Raw genomic sequence first — 16,081 nt, 5'->3', positions numbered from 1 at the left:
AGAGGAAGAAGTACAAACCTCCTTCCTCTTTTTTTAATATACATCCCTTCTATTAAACACTGTAAATGCAACAATTAACGATGCTATCATCCATACAAGAAGCACGGTAATGGAAAATCCCAGTGTCATTCCCTCAATTGGCGGTTTTGTACCGTTCACATAATCTGTCAGCTGCAAATTCACCATAAATAAGTATTTGGCGCTTTGCCAGGAAGAAACCATGTTCACTAAAATGGCACCCGCAATTAAGGCAGCAAGCATGATGCCCATGACTGCTGCAGTAGATCGAATGAGAACAGACAGCATAAAGGTAAGGGTGCCCACTACCACACAAACAAACCAGACGAGCCCAAATTCCATCAGTATGTATTTCCATTGGGAAATCAGATGAACATGGGTAGTAATTAAATCTTCCCCTTTCGTGATAAACCCTGTCAGCATCGGCATATTCCAACCCTTATAGCCAAATACAATTCCTGAAATGGCATAAGAAAGAATGGCGACGCAAAGGATGATCAATGAAATAGCAAACAATAGAGCGATATACTTGCTTAATAATATTTTCCACCGTTTTACCGGTCTTGTCAGCAAGAGTTTGATGGTCCCTCCGCTCGCCTCCGAAGAAACTAAATCGGCCGCAACGACCATAACCAATAAAGGCAATAATAAATCAATCGCATTTTCCGCGAAAATTCTCATAAAAGTTGGGGCACCAGGAGAATTTGGATTGATATTATGATTCAAATAATATTGTTCCTGTGTTAATTCAATCTTTAAATACTGTGCAAAATCCTCTGGAAGTTGGCTGGAACTTAATCGGTTTTGTGTATCGACGATTGATTGTTGTAGTTGGACGCGCCAATCTTTGGTTCCTAATTTCTCTTCTGCTGTCTTGTCTTGTTTGTATTGAGCATATGTAATAATCGGTACGAGAATTGCAATGATCAACATAATTACAAATAAACGTTTCTTACGGAAAATCTTTAGTTGTTCATTATAAACAAGGTTAATCACGATGCGTTCCCCCTGTTAATTCAAGGAATAAATCTTCAAGAGCCGGTAATTTTGCCTCCATTTCCTTCACTTTAATGCCTGCATTTACCAGTTTCTTGTTCCAATCAGCAATTTGTTCTTCTATGTATGGTGTAATTAAAGTTTGATCTTCCCCTTCTTTTACATCTGTTTCTTCTTGTAAAAGCTTTTTTGCCGCTTGGATTGGCTCCACTTTCCAAATAACCCTCTCTTGTTCAGCAAGTAAAGACTCTACCGTATCAGTACGAATGATTTTGCCGTCTAATATAATAGCTACCCTGTCACATAGAAGCTGTATCTCACTTAATAAATGGGACGATACGAGAACACTTAATCCTTCATTTTTGGCAAGGAAGCGAATGAATTCCCGCATTTCTCTTATTCCTGCAGGATCAAGTCCATTTGTCGGTTCATCTAGAATCAGAAGATGGGGATTCCCCAATAAAGCCTGCGCAATACCTAGTCTTTGCCTCATTCCCAGCGAGTAAGTTCCTACTCGGTCATGAATACGATCCGTTAATCTCACCATTTTTGCCACTTCACCCAGTCGATCTTGTGTAATGGAAGGATCCATTCGTGCAAAATATTCAAGGTTTTCCCATCCTGAAAGATAGGGATATAATTCTGGATTTTCGACAATACATCCAAGTTTTTTCATTGCTTCTTTAAATTGTGTTTGCACATTTTTACCGGATATTAAAATCGTTCCAGATGTTGGCTTAATTAAACCAACAAGCATGCGAATCGTAGTCGTTTTCCCTGCACCATTCGGTCCGAGAAAACCGAAGACTTCTCCGCGATAAAGTGTAAAGGATAATCCTTTAATAATTTCCCTTTTTCGAATCGTTTTACGTAAATCCCTTACTTCCAATGCCGGAACTTCCTTCATTTTGTTCCCCCCTCGCTAAAGGTGATTAATGAAGCGACACGTTCACCTATTAATTTATATCCGGCAGCATTCGGATGAAATTTATCGCTAAATAAATAATCGTTTACATGTAATTCAAATAAATCAAAGGTTGGTACATATATAATTTTTTTATAATTTGCAGCTAGATTTGCGGAATCATAATTCCACGTACGGACAATCGATGATGTTAGTTTGGACTTTTCTAAGTCAATAAAAGGATTGTATAGGCCCACATGGAATACAGTAGCGTCGGGATTAATAGAGCGTATCGTAGAATAGATTTTTTTTAAATTTGCAAGATATGGTTTTTCCGCCTTTTTCATATAGGCGGTATCCAGATGGCCTAAAACCTCACCACCTTGAAAGAGGTCATTGCCTCCGATGGTTAACAGTATAATATCTGCGGATTGGAGCTGGCGCTTCATTTCCGGTCCTTTTAGTTGTGTGATTAATTGCGAAGATGTTTGTCCCTTTATCGCGCTGTTCGATACAAGGATTGATTTTTTTGTTTTTTTTCTTAAACTGTCTTTTAGATAACCGATATAACCCTTCCCCTCCGGATCCCCAGTACCTCTCGTCAAAGAATCACCCAAAGCAGCAATTTGCAGCTGACTTTTTGATTTTTTCATCGTATCAGACGGATTAGTCTGCCTCGTTACCGATTGTTTTCCCTTGCCATCTATTAATTGGTCTTTCAACACCCAGCCAAAACCGAAAAGAAATAGCAGAGTTGAGAAAATAGAAATAATAGAGACAATAGTAATCGTATATTTTTTCATACTGCCATTCCTTTCATTTTTATAGTCGTTATCTTTTCTCCTTCATTTATAACCAATAGGTGATGATTTCAGTCTGTTAAAAGTAAAAATATATATTTCTATTTTCAACCATTGTAAGTGCTTTTACAAATAATTGAATTTGTCATCATAGTGAAAATTAAGGAATTAAAAAACGCAGGTTCTATGAACCCACGCCATTATTTATAGTTCTTTTTATCAAAATTGGGCATTTCAAATGTTGGTCCATTGATGAGGGACCCCGGGCCGTTGACCAGTAATTTCGAGCTATTTGCTTCCGTACCCTTTCAAAATGCTTCCGCCTAGATTTTGCTTACATTAATATTTCGCTGCACAAATGCCCAGTTTTGTGGGGCAGAAAGACTAATTTGCCAATATGTTGCTCCAGCTATGCCATAGAGATCTATTAGTCTATATTTTGCTATATAGCTTCTGATATCCTCAAACCAAACAATACGTTCTTGCGCATTTTGAAAATAGCGATACCATGGAGAATATGCAGTTTGGTCAAATTGAATGGTGGATCCGGTGGTTATCGCTTGATTCTGCGAGCTCTGCACAGATAATGCTCGTGTTTGATTGTTTGTAACGGCTTTATCATATCCATATAAAGCCATCGCGATTTGTAATTTTGCAGGGTTCATTTGTGATACGGCGTAGCTAATCACTTGTTCCACCCACCATATAGGAGCAACTGGGTCTGGTGGGCCTCCTGGGTATCCATAATCTATTGTCATGACTGTCATATAATCCGCTATTTCTCCTATTGCTGCGTAATTATAGGCACCGACAATTCGATTGGTTGGCAAATCTGCTGCTTTAGCATGAACATTTACATGTAATAAAAGATTTCCCAATGAATTTTTCAAGGCCGATAGGAATGTTATAAAATCATTGCGGTGCTCTGGAGGAATAAATTCAAAGTCAATACTCACTCCGCTAAATCCTCTTTCTCGTGTTAGATTCACAATACTTGTTACAAGGTTTTGGCGATAAGCAGCATTGCCAAGCACGTCTCCCACCAAATCGGCACTAAATTGTTCGCTCATTAAATTTCTAATCATTAATAATGGTCTAATATTCAATTTATGACAAGTTTCAATAATAGCGGTATCGTCTGTTAGATTATAGGCATTGCCTTGTTCCCTAAAGGAATAGGCAACAATAGCTAAATAGGTTAACTGCTTGGATAAAGATGTAAGGATCGGGGTAATGGAACTGATAGATGAAGGAAAAATAAACCCAAGTGTCGTTATTTCTAATTTAATTGGTGAAGGAATGTTTATGATTTGCCCGATAGATAGCTGTTGCGGATGAACATTGGGATTCATGGAGAGTATGTAGGAAAGCTCTGTGTTAAATTTTTGGCTAAGAAGATTTAGCTGATCCCCTTTTTTAATACGGTAAGTACGGATTGGCAATAAATTATCTGGGGCATAAAGAGCCAGACCAGGGACTAGTGAAGTGGTTGTTAATCCATTCAGATTAATAAGCGTTTGCATATTAACACGATATTTATTTGCAATTCCCCATAAATTTTCACCATGCTTAACGACATGCACCGCCACTTTCATCCCCTCCTTTTTTATCATAATATGGGGTTTTTCTATGAATATACTTCTTATATAACAACCATGTAAAACAAAAAATCGCTCCCTTAAAATATAAGAGAACGTCAGGTTCTTTATTTTTATGTGGTAAAGACAATTTGGTTTCCGCCTTGTTTTTTTGCGGTATAAAGGGCAGTATCTGCAGATTTTTTTAATAAATCTACTGTATTCCCATGTTTCGGATATTCCGATACACCAGTACTAATAGAAACATATATTTGTTCTGATCCAATCGTAATGGGGTGATGTTCATAGTATTCCTTTATTTTCTCATACAATGGCATTATTTTCTGGGCTGACTTTACGATGACCATAAATTCATCACCTGCATAACGATATCCTTCTATGTTTTTATCGCAAATGGTTTTAATTCCATCTGCCAGTACTTTTAAATATCTGTCACCAATATCGTGTCCAAACCGGTCATTTACTCTTTTTAAGGAATCAGAATCAAGCATGATAAGCTGAATGATTTGATTACTTTGACTGATTAAAGAGGATAAATCTTCGTGAAAGGCACGATAATTCTTTAAGTCAGTAAGTTCATCCAGCTGTGAAATTTTATAAATATGTTCATATAGCCTTATAGAATCAATGGAACTAAAAACCTGTGTGCCTATGATTTGCAGCAATTCTTCATGCTCTTTACGGTAAGCAAACTCTGCATAGCTTTGTGCAGAAATAACCCCTTTTACTTGATTATCAATAATTACCGGGACAAAAAGGCAAGAGCTTGTTAAGCCTGCATCCTCGTCTCCCAAATAAACATCATATTCATCCCCCATTCTGGACTCTTTATGATGGATAATCTCTCTTGTTTTGATTGCCTGAGAAGTGTGATTTTCTCCTAGTCCAATGGTAACAGAAGGATATTTTTTCCCCCTGTCTATCATAAAAGGCACTTGAATTTCGGAATCCCCTTCATTATAGGTGGCTATATAGAAGGAATCAGTCGGCATTACTTGTGACACCATTTGATATGTTTCTTTAAAAAGAATCTCTTCGCTTAGTGTTTTACTGCAAATTTGTGCAAAATTATGCAGGATTCGATAGTGACTATTTAACCAATTTAAACGCTCCATCTGATCCTGTATTTCATCTAGTTGAGAGAAGATGTGTTCCATCAACTTATCACGATGATTCTCATTCCATTGATTTTTTATAGTGGAATAATCTTCTTTTGATTCACGTCCATGTTCCGTGCTAATTCTTTTTAACGACTCATACACGATTTCCAATGCAGCATTTCTAACGTCATAATTTACCATGCCAACACTTCCACAACATATTTTAATCTACTAATTCTAAAGTCCCTCTATCATATATTATATGTTTTTCAAAATATTCTTTCAAGTAGTGGTGCCTGGCACCACAGATGGACAAATGGGATATTTGTATTTCTGGGGTGGACAGTTCTTCTGTACTAACGTGGTAAAAAAGCTTGTCAAGGATAGAAAAAGTGTTATTATTGATGTATATTTCTGAAATATCAGTCAACTAATAGAAGGAGTTTTTGCAGATGATTATCGATATGAAGAATGTTTCATGGCAAAGAGGAGATCAGTGGATTCTAAATAATATTTCCTGGCAGGTGAAAGAGAAAGAGCATTGTTGTCTATTAGGACTGAATGGTTCCGGAAAAACAACATTGCTTAACATGATCAATGGGTATATTTGGCCAACAAAAGGGGAAATTCAAGTTTTAGGAAATACATTTGGACAGGTAAATCTTCGAGAGCTTCGCAAGTCAATAGGATGGGTCAGTTCCTCGCTCCAGCAACAACTGCGAGAAGATGAAAATATCCAGGACATTGTCGTCAGTGGCAAATTTGCGAGCATTGGGATATATGATAAGATATCTGCTGAGGATTATGAAAGAGCCAATGAAATATTAAATATGCTGGGCTGTGAGTATTTAAGCGAGAAAAGCTATCGAACCTTGTCACAAGGGGAGAAACAAAGGATTTTAATCGCGCGGGCTCTAATGGCGAATCCGAAATTGCTTATACTGGATGAACCTTGTACAGGCCTTGATATATTAGCACGTGAGCATTTATTGCAAATGATTTCAAGTTTAACGGAAAACCCCGAAGCCCCGACAATTATTTATGTTACCCACCATGTGGAAGAAATTCTTCCTTGCTTTCAAAAAGTATTATTACTACGTAAGGGAGAGATTTACAAAGAGGGATTAACAGGTCAAATGTTAACTTCGGATACAATGTCAGAGTTTTTCCAAGCCCCCATACATGTAGAGATAAAAAAGGAAAGGGCATGGCTCTCACTAAATGAGGTTGTCATTCAGCATTAAAATGTTCCAAGGGGGGAATTCCCCCCCTAAAAATGTTATGTTCAATCACTCAAATGACTGCGATCCACTGCTACGGGAGGACGTTCGAACCATTCCTGATCAATCATAATATTCGCCCCGTCTTCCACGTACATGGACACATCCGCTTGACATTTAGCATACATGATTCCAAGATCACGCCTGCCATTTAGAGAAGCTCCATTTGCATATTCTCTTATTTTCATCGCAAACATATCAATTTTATGCGCCACTTTCAGCCTGTCCGAAAATGGAGAAGTGGTAGATGTTGTTACTAAATGATCAAGAAGGGACGGAGCAGGCAAATCGCTATCTGTCAATTTTTTCGACATAATTTCAATATGTTTTTGATTAATTTTCTTTCCTCGTTCCAAATACTTTTTGACCTTCTCCATTTTCACTCCTTGAAGAAAGCCAGTGATTAGAGCTTTACTAGTAATATCATTATTCAGGTTTCCGTATAGATGAGCAATTTCCAGCCCATGAAGAGATCTTCTCTCCCCAAAATAACCGTCTAGAAAACTCTGTTTATGAATATATTCTATCTTCACCGGTGTCGGGATAGGCGGTGGATTCATGATGACACCCTTCATCTTCAAAACTTCATTCACACCATCCATTAATTTTACCGTTTCCCTTAAACAATCAATAAAAAAATTTCGGATATCTTTTCGGGTAACCAATGGTATGGCTACACTGTAGATACTCATACCTGCTTTTCCTAAATAATCCAAATAATGAAGGTAAAATTGATCTTGAAATAATCGCGGTGCATCTAAGTTGACATCATCTTTGGTATATCCAACGGGTATAGGGAATTTATGTTCATGAAAGATTTCTTGTATTCTCCGAATAAAGGTCTCACTTAAACTGTATGCATATTCTAAGATGCTCTTAATATCCTGGTCATCCACATGCCTAAGATAATAACTTAGTACACATTTCCCTAACGAATTACCCATATAGGAAGCCCAGAGCTTCCCCATTTCTGCCGCAGTTAAATGTTTGTCACCCATAACCATATAATATATCCCCTTTTGATCATTTAATTCTAGATAGTTTTACTTTTTTATGTATAGATATTTATAAATGCTTAACAAAACCATCACTTGGGTTGGTTTACAAGCGCTTGACGGTCGTCCGCTTGCGGAGGTTCTTCCAACCATCCATGTTTAATAACGATATTTGCTCCATCCTCAGCAAAGAGTGCAATTTCTGCTGAAAGACGAGTATATATAGCACTTAAATCCAAGCGCTCACACGTTCCTGCAGCCATTCCATAATTACCGATTCCTGTTGCGATCATTCCTGTCGTATGATACATCATTAACTTATCGGAAAAAGGAGTAACCGTACTGTCCAATACATGGGAATCCCATGACATTGGTGCAGGTAAATCACTATCCTCTAATAAAGTACTAAATTTTTTCATATGCTTAGTGGCTAAATTTTTTCCTTCCATAAAAAATTGCTTCACATCTTCGCCTTTACATACTTGGGCAAATCCAATCATCATCGCTTTTCCTAATGCATTTGTTTGGATATTAATATAAAGATGAGTTATTTCAATTGCTGTTAATGGACGTTTGGATTTTCCTAAAAAATCAAATAAAAACCGCTGCTTAGAAACAAACTGAACTTTATCAGAAGCTGTAATGTATGGTGGTCTGACATATGTCCCCTTTGATAAGGAAGTCTTTCTCGCCATATCATGCAACTCTTTGCTTTGAATAAGAATTTCTTGAAAAAATTTATTTATATCTTCACGAGTTGTTACACCAATTCCAATACCTGCTCCGGACATGCCAACCATCGCCATATTTTGAATATAATAAAGCATAAAGGTATCAGTAAATAATTTTGGTGCGTTAATATGTACATCTTCATCTGTAAAACCGACAGGCACCGGAATTTTTTCATTGGTAAAAATATCGCTGATTGTTTGGACATGCTCTTCTGAAAAATTTAGAGCTGTTTTAATAATAGGAAGTATTTCTTCATCCTCACATTTATTTGCGAAGTATTTTAAAACACATATCGCCATGGAGTCATTCTCATACTGAGTCCAAAGAAAGCCCATTTCAGATGCAGTCAGACGAATATTATGGTTGGTCATTACCTTCTTGTCATCATTATTCAACACGGATGTCCTCCTTACAGATGAATACAATAAGTTCAAGACAATATATCTTTATCATGGTAATGGGAAAGTAAAATTATTCATGTTGTACAAACCTTTACGAGCCTTTTGGTTAAAATAAAAAGCTGCCGACCCTCGACAGCTTCTACGTTTTATTCATTGATTTATTCCATTTTTATAAACTGCCCTTTCTCATTTGATTCAAGTGCAGCTAATATGACATCCAGCGATTTCATGCCTTCCTCACCTGTAATAAGTGGTGTTTTATTTTGTTGAACCGCATCTACAAAATGGTCTATTACATGAGAAGCAGTCTGCCCCCCGTCTTCATTGGTTTGAATTTTATCCAGCTGATAGCGGACTGTTTCGCCATTTTTATAATGGATGATAAGAGAATAAGTTGGATCATCTTCTAGACGGACTACTGCTTTTTCTGTATATATCACTGTTGAATTATCGCCACCGGCAACGTAGGACCAACTAGCCGTTAACGTCCCGATTGTTCCATTCTCCATTTTCACTATACAAACAGCGTTATCGTCCACTTCGGTGTTTTGCTTCGCACTTGTTTCCACAAATGCGCCTACTTCCTTCACTTCACCGAGAAGATAACGGATTAAGTCTGCTTTATGAACACCAAGATCCCCTAATGCTCCGATAAAAGCTTTCTCTTTATCAAAAAACCAGCTATTCCTGCCATCAATGCTCCAGCCTTCTGGACCACCATGGCTAAAAGTCGTTCTAAAGCTATAAACCTTTCCGAACTCCCCTTCCTCCAACATCTTCTTCACCTTCTGATGTGAAGCAACAAATCGCTGATTATGACCGATCATTAATATTTTCCCATTCTCTTTAGCAGCCTCAATCATTGCCAATGCTTCTTCATGGGAGGTAGCCATCGGTTTTTCACAGAGCACATGATTTCCAGCACGAAGAGCTGCTATGGAAACAGGTGCATGCAAATAATTGGGAAGGCAAACACTGATAACATCCGTTTCTATCGAGTTTAATAATTGCTCGTAATCCGTAAACGCTTCAGCACCATATTGTTCTGCTGTTGCTTTGGCACGCTCTTCCACTGCATCACAAACCGCTACAATTTCAACATTTGGATTCGCTGCATATTCCGGTAGGTGCCGATATTTAGCAATCGATCCGCAGCCAATAACCCCAACTTTTAGTTTCTCCATACTAGAATCCCCTTTCTTGCTTGGTTTCTTTATAAAATCCCTTTTTGCTTGAGATAACTGCTGCTTATTTCTACACTCTCAAGCGGCAAACGCCTGCTGTCATCTTGTTCGACAATCCACCATTTCACATCGCATTCATTCCCCAATGCAAGTATCGAGTCAATATCCACTCCGCCTGTACCCAGTTCCGCAAAAAATTGCTCTCCATCTGTAGTCATATCCTTCAAATGCACAAGCGGTGTTCTGCCTTTGTAACGTTTTAACCACTCTGTTGGTTGTTCTCCCGCTTTCGTCAGCCAGTATACATCAAATTCGGCTTTTACCCACTCTGGATTTGTTTCATGGAGAATCCACTCAAGGGGTTTCTTTCCATTTTCAAGTGTTACCAACTCAAAATCATGATTGTGATAGGAGAAAGTAATCCCTTCCTTGTGGCATATTTCCCCCACTTGATTCAAAGTAGAAATGAGCTCAGTATAGAAATCTTGATTCCGTTGATCAGGCATTAAAAATGGACAGACAATATGAGTATTTTCTATTGATTGCTGATACTGAATGACCTCTGATAACTGATTTTTCAACATATCAAGCGGGACATGACTGGAGGCTGCACGGAGTCCTAATTGATCCAATACCTTCTTTAACTCTGTTGCTTTCATCCCGCCATAACCAGCAAATTCAACGCCGGCGTAGCCTAGTTTTGCTACCTTTTCAAGTGTTCCGGTAAAATCTTTTTCACTCTCATTTCGAAGCGAATACATTTGAAGAGCAACTGGTATGTTTGTCATCATTGTTCCCCCTATTTTTTTAATCGATGGCATTCTTTTGAATAACCTTTTGATACCATTTATAGCTTTCTTTTGGTGTCCGCTCCAGTGTTTCAAAGTCCACATAAATAATGCCAAACCGCTTGGAGTAGCCATAGGACCATTCGTAGTTATCCATTAACGACCAAACATAGTATCCTTTTAAATTCCCACCTTCCTGTATAAACTGATGGGCAGCAGCAAAATGATCATGGAGGTAGTGAATACGTTTCAGATCCTCGATTCTTCCATCCTCTAATTGATCAGGAAATGCTGCTCCGTTCTCCGTGATATAAAGTGGAATGTCCGTATACTCCTCTTTAATGCGAGTTAGTAAATCGTATAAGGATGCTGGATGGATTCCCCACCCCATATCTGTTACATTTTCTGTTTCATTAATGACAGAGGATTTCAAAACATCATCTTTCTCGTCATCCTCTATAATATTGTGAGAATAATAGTTAATACCAAGGAAATCTATTTTTTCAGAGATAGTTTCAAGATCCCCTTCTTTTATAAAAGATAGCGGACCAAATCTATTTTCAAAGAGAGTCATCATATCTGCTGGATATTTTCCTTTAAAGACAGGATCGAGAAACCATCTGTTGGAAAATCCATCCGAACGCTTGGCTGCCGCAATATCTTTCTCAGCATCTGTTGCAGGAATCGTTGGTGATAAATTCAGTGTTATACCAATCTCCCCTTCGAGTCCCATAGAACGATATAATTCTACCGTTTTCCCATGCGATAACAATAAATGATGGGAGGCAATGAGAGCTTCATTCCAATCGCTATGACCAGGTGCATGAACACCAAATGCATAACCTAAAAAAGCAGCACACCAAGGCTCGTTATGCGTAATCCATGAGTAAATCCGATTTCCAAATTCCTCAAACAATACTTTTGCAAAGGTCACAAAATGGTCCGTAGTTTCCCGGTTGGTCCAACCTCCTTTATCTTGCAGCCATGTCGGCAAATCCCAATGATAGATGGTGGCAGCAGGGGCAATCCCTTTTGCCGCCAACTCATCCAATAACCGATGATAAAATGACAATCCTTCTGGATTAAATTTGCCTTCCTCAGGGAAAAGGCGCGGCCAAGAAAAGGAAAAACGATAGGATTTGATACCGAGATTCGCCATCAATCCAACATCTTCCGGATAGCGATGAAAATGATCACAAGCTATTTCCCCATTTTGCCCTTTATATACCTTCCCAGGCTGGCGGGCAAAACGATCCCAAATAGATTCCCCCCTTCCATCTTCATATGCACCACCCTCAATTTGATAGGAAGCAGTAGCTGCGCCCCAGATAAATCCTTGCGGAAATGTTTTCATTTTCATTACCTCTCCTTGGCGAAATTAAAATCAATCAATTGCTCCCTTTCATCTAAACGATGACAGGCAACAAAATGATTCTGAACAGCTTCTTTTAATGCAGGCATCTTTTCCCTGCATACATCTGTTGCTAATGGACAGCGATGTACAAAGGGACATCCTTGTCTACCGTCGGATAAATCTGGAGGATCATTTGTCATATTTGTAAGATCTATTTGCGACTCACTTCCTGGAGTAGCTGCTAAAAGTAAACGGGTATATGGATTTAACGGGTTTTTAATTAATTCCTTTGATTCCGCAATTTCCATAACTTTTCCGCCGTATAGAACCATAATGCGGTCTCCAAAATATCGCGCAGACGCTAAGTCATGCGTGATATATAAATAAGATAGGCCTAAATCCCTTTTTAACTCATTCATTAGCTGAAGGATTCCAGCACGAATCGATACGTCAAGCATGGAAGTCGGCTCATCTGCTACAATAAATTGCGGATTCACTGCAAGTGCACGCGCGATGGCAAGACGCTGTCTCTGTCCACCTGACAATTCATGAGGATGTTTTTTCCGTATTTCTTGAACAGGCGTTAAACCAACCTGAAGCAGTAAATCTCCCACCTTTTCTTCGAGTGCCTTCCCTTTATACCCTTGATGTTTTTTTAACGGAAACTTCAGGTGACCTTCGATTGTTTTTACCGGATTTAAGGACCCAAACGGATCTTGAAAAATCATCTGTGCTACTCGGCGATATTCTTTTAAATCCTTCCCTTTGATCTCATTTACTTTTTTTCCAAGAACCGTAATAGTACCTTCTGTCGGCTTTAATAAGCGCACTAATGCACGGCCAATCGTCGTTTTTCCACTACCCGATTCCCCTACTAAAGCAAGGACCTCACCTTTTTTTATATTCAAATTGACCTTATCAACAGGCGTAATATATTTCCTTTTCCGATCACCGCGAACAGGAAACTTGATGACAAGATCTTCAACCTCTACTAAAACAGTTGATGGATCACTCAAGAATTAAACACCTCCCTGAACTGTTTCATATAAATGACACTCCATATCTCTGCCATCCACCTTTCGAATTTGCGGTCGTTCTTTTTTACATAAGTCAAAAGCAAACGGACAGCGAGGGTGATAAGCACATCCACTAGGAAGATCCACCAAATTAGGGGGATTTCCCGGTATGCCCTCTATTGTCACATCCTCTGCCGTGAGATGCGGAATGGCTCGCAGCAAACCTTGTGTATACGGATGATGTCTTTCTGATGGAATCAAAGATTTGGAATCGGTCACTTCAATAAAACGTCCTGCATACATAATCGCAACCTGGGAAGCAATCTCTGATACTAAGCTAAAGTCGTGACTGATAAATAAAATGGCGTATTTTTTCACCCGTTGAATTTCTTTGATCTTATCGAGAATTGATCGTTGTACCACTACATCTAAAGCGGTTGTAGGCTCATCCATAATGACAAGCTTCGGATCGAGCGCTATTGCAATGGCAATGACGACTCTCTGCCGCATGCCTCCAGAAAGCTCATGCGGATAACTTCTTAAATATCTTGGATCGATACTGACGATATCCATTAATTCCTTGGCCTTCATCTTTGCTTCGGTCTTGGACATGTTTTTATCATGACTAAGGAAAACATCCAAAATTTGTTCTTCAACGGTCAATACAGGATTTAAGGCATTCATCGCGCTTTGAAAAACCATAGACATTTGGCTCCAGCGGAATTTTCGTAATTCATTTTTGTTCAGGCTGTAGATATCTTTTCCCAACACCTTGATTGTTCCAGATGTAAGGACTGCATTATTTTTTAACAATCGCATAATGGCATTCCCTAATGTTGATTTCCCAGAGCCTGATTCTCCTATTAAACCAACGATAGTATTTTCATAGATTTTGAGAGTGACATCATTAACGGCTTGCACCATTCCAGCCGGAGAATCATATCCAACCGATACATTTTGTAATTCAAGCACTGGCTGCTTTTCTTCCACGATTCTTCCTCCTTTTTTGTGTCTTTAAACGAGGATTGGTGATTTGATCGATAGCAAAGTTCATTAATACTAGACTTAAACCGACCAAAGCAATTCCTATACCAGGAGGTACAAACCACCACCATGCGCCTCTTAGCAATGCTGCATTGGAGCTTGCCCAGTAAAGCATAATCCCCCAGCTGGTAGAATTAATATCTTCTAGCCCTAGAAATGCTAGACCAGCTTCAGCAAGAATGGCTCCTAACGTTGCAAACATGATATTTCCTGCAATAATAGACATCATATTGGGGCAAATTTCCGTTATCATAATTCGAAGGGAGGACTTCCCAGACATTTTGGCAGCTAATATAAAATCTCTTCTTGCCAGTGTCATTGTTTGCGAACGAAAAACCCGCGCTCCCCATGCCCAACCTGTCATCGCAATAATTAAGCCATTTACAAAAGGAGTGGAAGCTTTTAAATATGCCTCAATCACAATCAGTAATGCAAGGCCAGGCATGACCAAGAATAGATTCGTAATAAAGCTGAGAATAGCATCTGTTAAACCGCCACGGTACCCTGCCACAACACCAAAGATTAAACCGATAATTGTGGAAAGAATTCCCGCACCAAATCCCACAATCATCGTATTCCGCGCACTGTATATGAATTGAGAATAAATATCTTGACCTGTGTTTGTGGTTCCAAACCAGTGATTAGCAGTTGGCGGCAAATTCGGATCATAAATGGCAGCACTTGGCGAATATGGTGCTATCAGCGGGGCGAAGATAGCAATGATGAGAAAGATAAGAAAGATGATAAATCCAGTTGCCGATTTTCCATTACTAAAAAACGGTCTCAACGGTTTTAGCACCTTCAAGAAATAGTTTTGCGATTTCCCATTGATTTGTGAAGTTGGTGTGAGTTCAGCCTTCATTTTACGCTACTCCCCTCCAGTCCGAATCCGCGGATCCAATCTGCTATACAATAAATCAACAATCAAGTTAGCAACGAGCACAGCGACAGCGATTAAAAGAAACGATGCTTGAATCATCGGAAAATCCTGTGATTGTACGGCTGATGTTAATTGATTTCCAATCCCTGGATAAGAAAAAACCTGTTCTGTTAAGATAGAGCCGCTAACCACATTTCCTATTGCAATCGCAAAACTAGTCAGCTGCGGTAAAATAGCATTCCTTGCCGCATAGGAAAACATCAGACGGGATGTCCTTACACCTTTTGCTTCGGCAAATGTGACGTAATCCTCGCCAAGCGTATACATCATGTTGTTGCGCATTCCGATAATCCATCCGCTTAAAGATCCAATTAATAATGTAAGTCCCGGCAGGAATGCATGATTTAAAATGCTAGTTAAATAGGTTGCATTGAATCCTGGAGAGATGGCCGGATCATACCCATGTGCCATCGGAAACCAGTTGAGCTTAAAGCCAAAAATAAAGACGAATAGTAACGCAACCCAAAAGTATGGCATCGCTTGGAAAATCATGGAAACAATAGGCAGAGTATTATCTAAAAACCCTTTCCTTTTCCAGGAAATATATACTCCTAAGGCTGTTCCTATAAAGACGGACAGCAATGTGGATATGCCCACTAAACCAATGGTCCAAGGCAAGCTGCCTCTTATCATATCACTTACAGGTGTTGGATATTGCATGAAGGATAGACCCCAATTAAACGTAAATAGACCGTGTAAATAATCAACATATTGCTGCCACAAAGTAGATTGTCCAATCCCATAGGCTTTCTTCATTGCATCTAACGCAGCAGGTGTCAGTTGGCCCTGAAATTTTGCAAACATGGCATCAGCAGGACTCCCCGGCATCATGCGCGGCAAAATAAAATTAATGGTAATGGCAGCCCATAATGACAGGATAAAAAAACCAAGGCGATTAAGGATGTATCGCATTTTTACCCCCCTGTTTCTA

15 protein-coding genes are annotated in these 16,081 nt (G+C 39.0%); 1 reads left to right on the top strand and 14 read right to left on the bottom strand.

The window, feature by feature from the left end; genetic code table 11:
* Positions 1–33: 33 nt before the first annotated feature.
* The 5 genes from CWO92_RS00190 to CWO92_RS00170 all read right to left on the bottom strand — a co-directional run bounded on the left by CWO92_RS00190 (position 34) and on the right by CWO92_RS00170 (position 5,617).
* The gene (locus CWO92_RS00190) at positions 34–1,014 is read right to left on the bottom strand and encodes an ABC transporter permease (RefSeq protein WP_101352176.1); all 981 of its coding nucleotides are present in this window, start codon (positions 1,012–1,014) and stop codon (positions 34–36) included.
* Positions 1,007–1,921 (bottom strand): ABC transporter ATP-binding protein, encoded by a 915-nt coding sequence (locus CWO92_RS00185; protein WP_101352175.1) that lies wholly within the window; start codon positions 1,919–1,921, stop codon positions 1,007–1,009. Before CWO92_RS00185 ends, CWO92_RS00190 begins: the two co-directional genes overlap by 8 nt.
* The gene (locus tag CWO92_RS00180) at positions 1,918–2,721 is read right to left on the bottom strand and encodes an SGNH/GDSL hydrolase family protein (protein ID WP_101352174.1); all 804 of its coding nucleotides are present in this window, start codon (positions 2,719–2,721) and stop codon (positions 1,918–1,920) included. Before CWO92_RS00180 ends, CWO92_RS00185 begins: the two co-directional genes overlap by 4 nt.
* Before the next feature lie 320 nt (positions 2,722–3,041).
* The gene (locus CWO92_RS00175) at positions 3,042–4,307 is read right to left on the bottom strand and encodes a glycosyl hydrolase family 18 protein (RefSeq protein WP_101352173.1); all 1,266 of its coding nucleotides are present in this window, start codon (positions 4,305–4,307) and stop codon (positions 3,042–3,044) included.
* Between the two features lie 122 nt (positions 4,308–4,429).
* A complete protein-coding gene (locus CWO92_RS00170) occupies positions 4,430–5,617 on the bottom strand; it encodes a sensor domain-containing diguanylate cyclase (RefSeq protein WP_101352172.1) in 1,188 nt (395 codons plus the stop codon).
* Between the two features lie 251 nt (positions 5,618–5,868).
* Between CWO92_RS00170 and CWO92_RS00165 the strand changes: the two genes are divergently transcribed.
* Entirely contained in the window at positions 5,869–6,660 is a 792-nt protein-coding gene (locus CWO92_RS00165; RefSeq protein ID WP_207767775.1) for an ABC transporter ATP-binding protein, read from the top strand.
* A gap of 41 nt (positions 6,661–6,701) precedes the next feature.
* On the opposite strand, the gene CWO92_RS00160 is transcribed toward CWO92_RS00165, so the two are convergent.
* The 9 genes from CWO92_RS00160 to CWO92_RS00125 form a co-directional block, all read right to left on the bottom strand.
* Positions 6,702–7,700, bottom strand: a complete 999-nt coding sequence (locus tag CWO92_RS00160) for a DUF3231 family protein (RefSeq protein ID WP_101352171.1) — start codon at positions 7,698–7,700, stop codon at positions 6,702–6,704.
* 83 nt (positions 7,701–7,783) lie between these two features.
* Positions 7,784–8,821, bottom strand: a complete 1,038-nt coding sequence (locus CWO92_RS00155) for a DUF3231 family protein (protein WP_101352170.1) — start codon at positions 8,819–8,821, stop codon at positions 7,784–7,786.
* 161 nt (positions 8,822–8,982) lie between these two features.
* Complete coding sequence (locus CWO92_RS00150; RefSeq protein WP_101352169.1) at positions 8,983–10,008, bottom strand: Gfo/Idh/MocA family protein; 1,026 nt, start codon at positions 10,006–10,008, stop codon at positions 8,983–8,985.
* A 29-nt stretch (positions 10,009–10,037) separates the two neighbouring features.
* Positions 10,038–10,796, bottom strand: a complete 759-nt coding sequence (locus CWO92_RS00145; protein ID WP_101352168.1) for a sugar phosphate isomerase/epimerase family protein — start codon at positions 10,794–10,796, stop codon at positions 10,038–10,040.
* 19 nt (positions 10,797–10,815) lie between these two features.
* Positions 10,816–12,150, bottom strand: a complete 1,335-nt coding sequence (locus CWO92_RS00140) for a GH1 family beta-glucosidase (protein WP_101352755.1) — start codon at positions 12,148–12,150, stop codon at positions 10,816–10,818.
* A 5-nt stretch (positions 12,151–12,155) separates the two neighbouring features.
* Positions 12,156–13,166, bottom strand: coding sequence for an ABC transporter ATP-binding protein (locus CWO92_RS00135; RefSeq protein ID WP_101352167.1), 1,011 nt, complete (start codon positions 13,164–13,166; stop codon positions 12,156–12,158).
* 3 nt (positions 13,167–13,169) lie between these two features.
* Entirely contained in the window at positions 13,170–14,156 is a 987-nt protein-coding gene (locus tag CWO92_RS00130; RefSeq protein ID WP_199256918.1) for an ABC transporter ATP-binding protein, read from the bottom strand.
* On the bottom strand, positions 14,131–15,072 hold the full coding sequence (locus CWO92_RS25165; RefSeq protein WP_165786581.1) for an ABC transporter permease: 942 nt from the start codon (positions 15,070–15,072) through the stop codon (positions 14,131–14,133). The genes CWO92_RS00130 and CWO92_RS25165 overlap by 26 nt, the downstream gene beginning before the upstream one ends.
* A gap of 6 nt (positions 15,073–15,078) precedes the next feature.
* Positions 15,079–16,062, bottom strand: coding sequence for an ABC transporter permease (locus tag CWO92_RS00125; RefSeq protein WP_101352166.1), 984 nt, complete (start codon positions 16,060–16,062; stop codon positions 15,079–15,081).
* Positions 16,063–16,081: the final 19 nt, after the last annotated feature.

Origin of the sequence: Heyndrickxia camelliae, from assembly GCF_002844575.1 — a bacterium.
GTDB lineage: Bacteria > Bacillota > Bacilli > Bacillales > Bacillaceae_C > Margalitia > Margalitia camelliae.
This window is presented reverse-complemented; position numbering and strand designations above follow the sequence as displayed.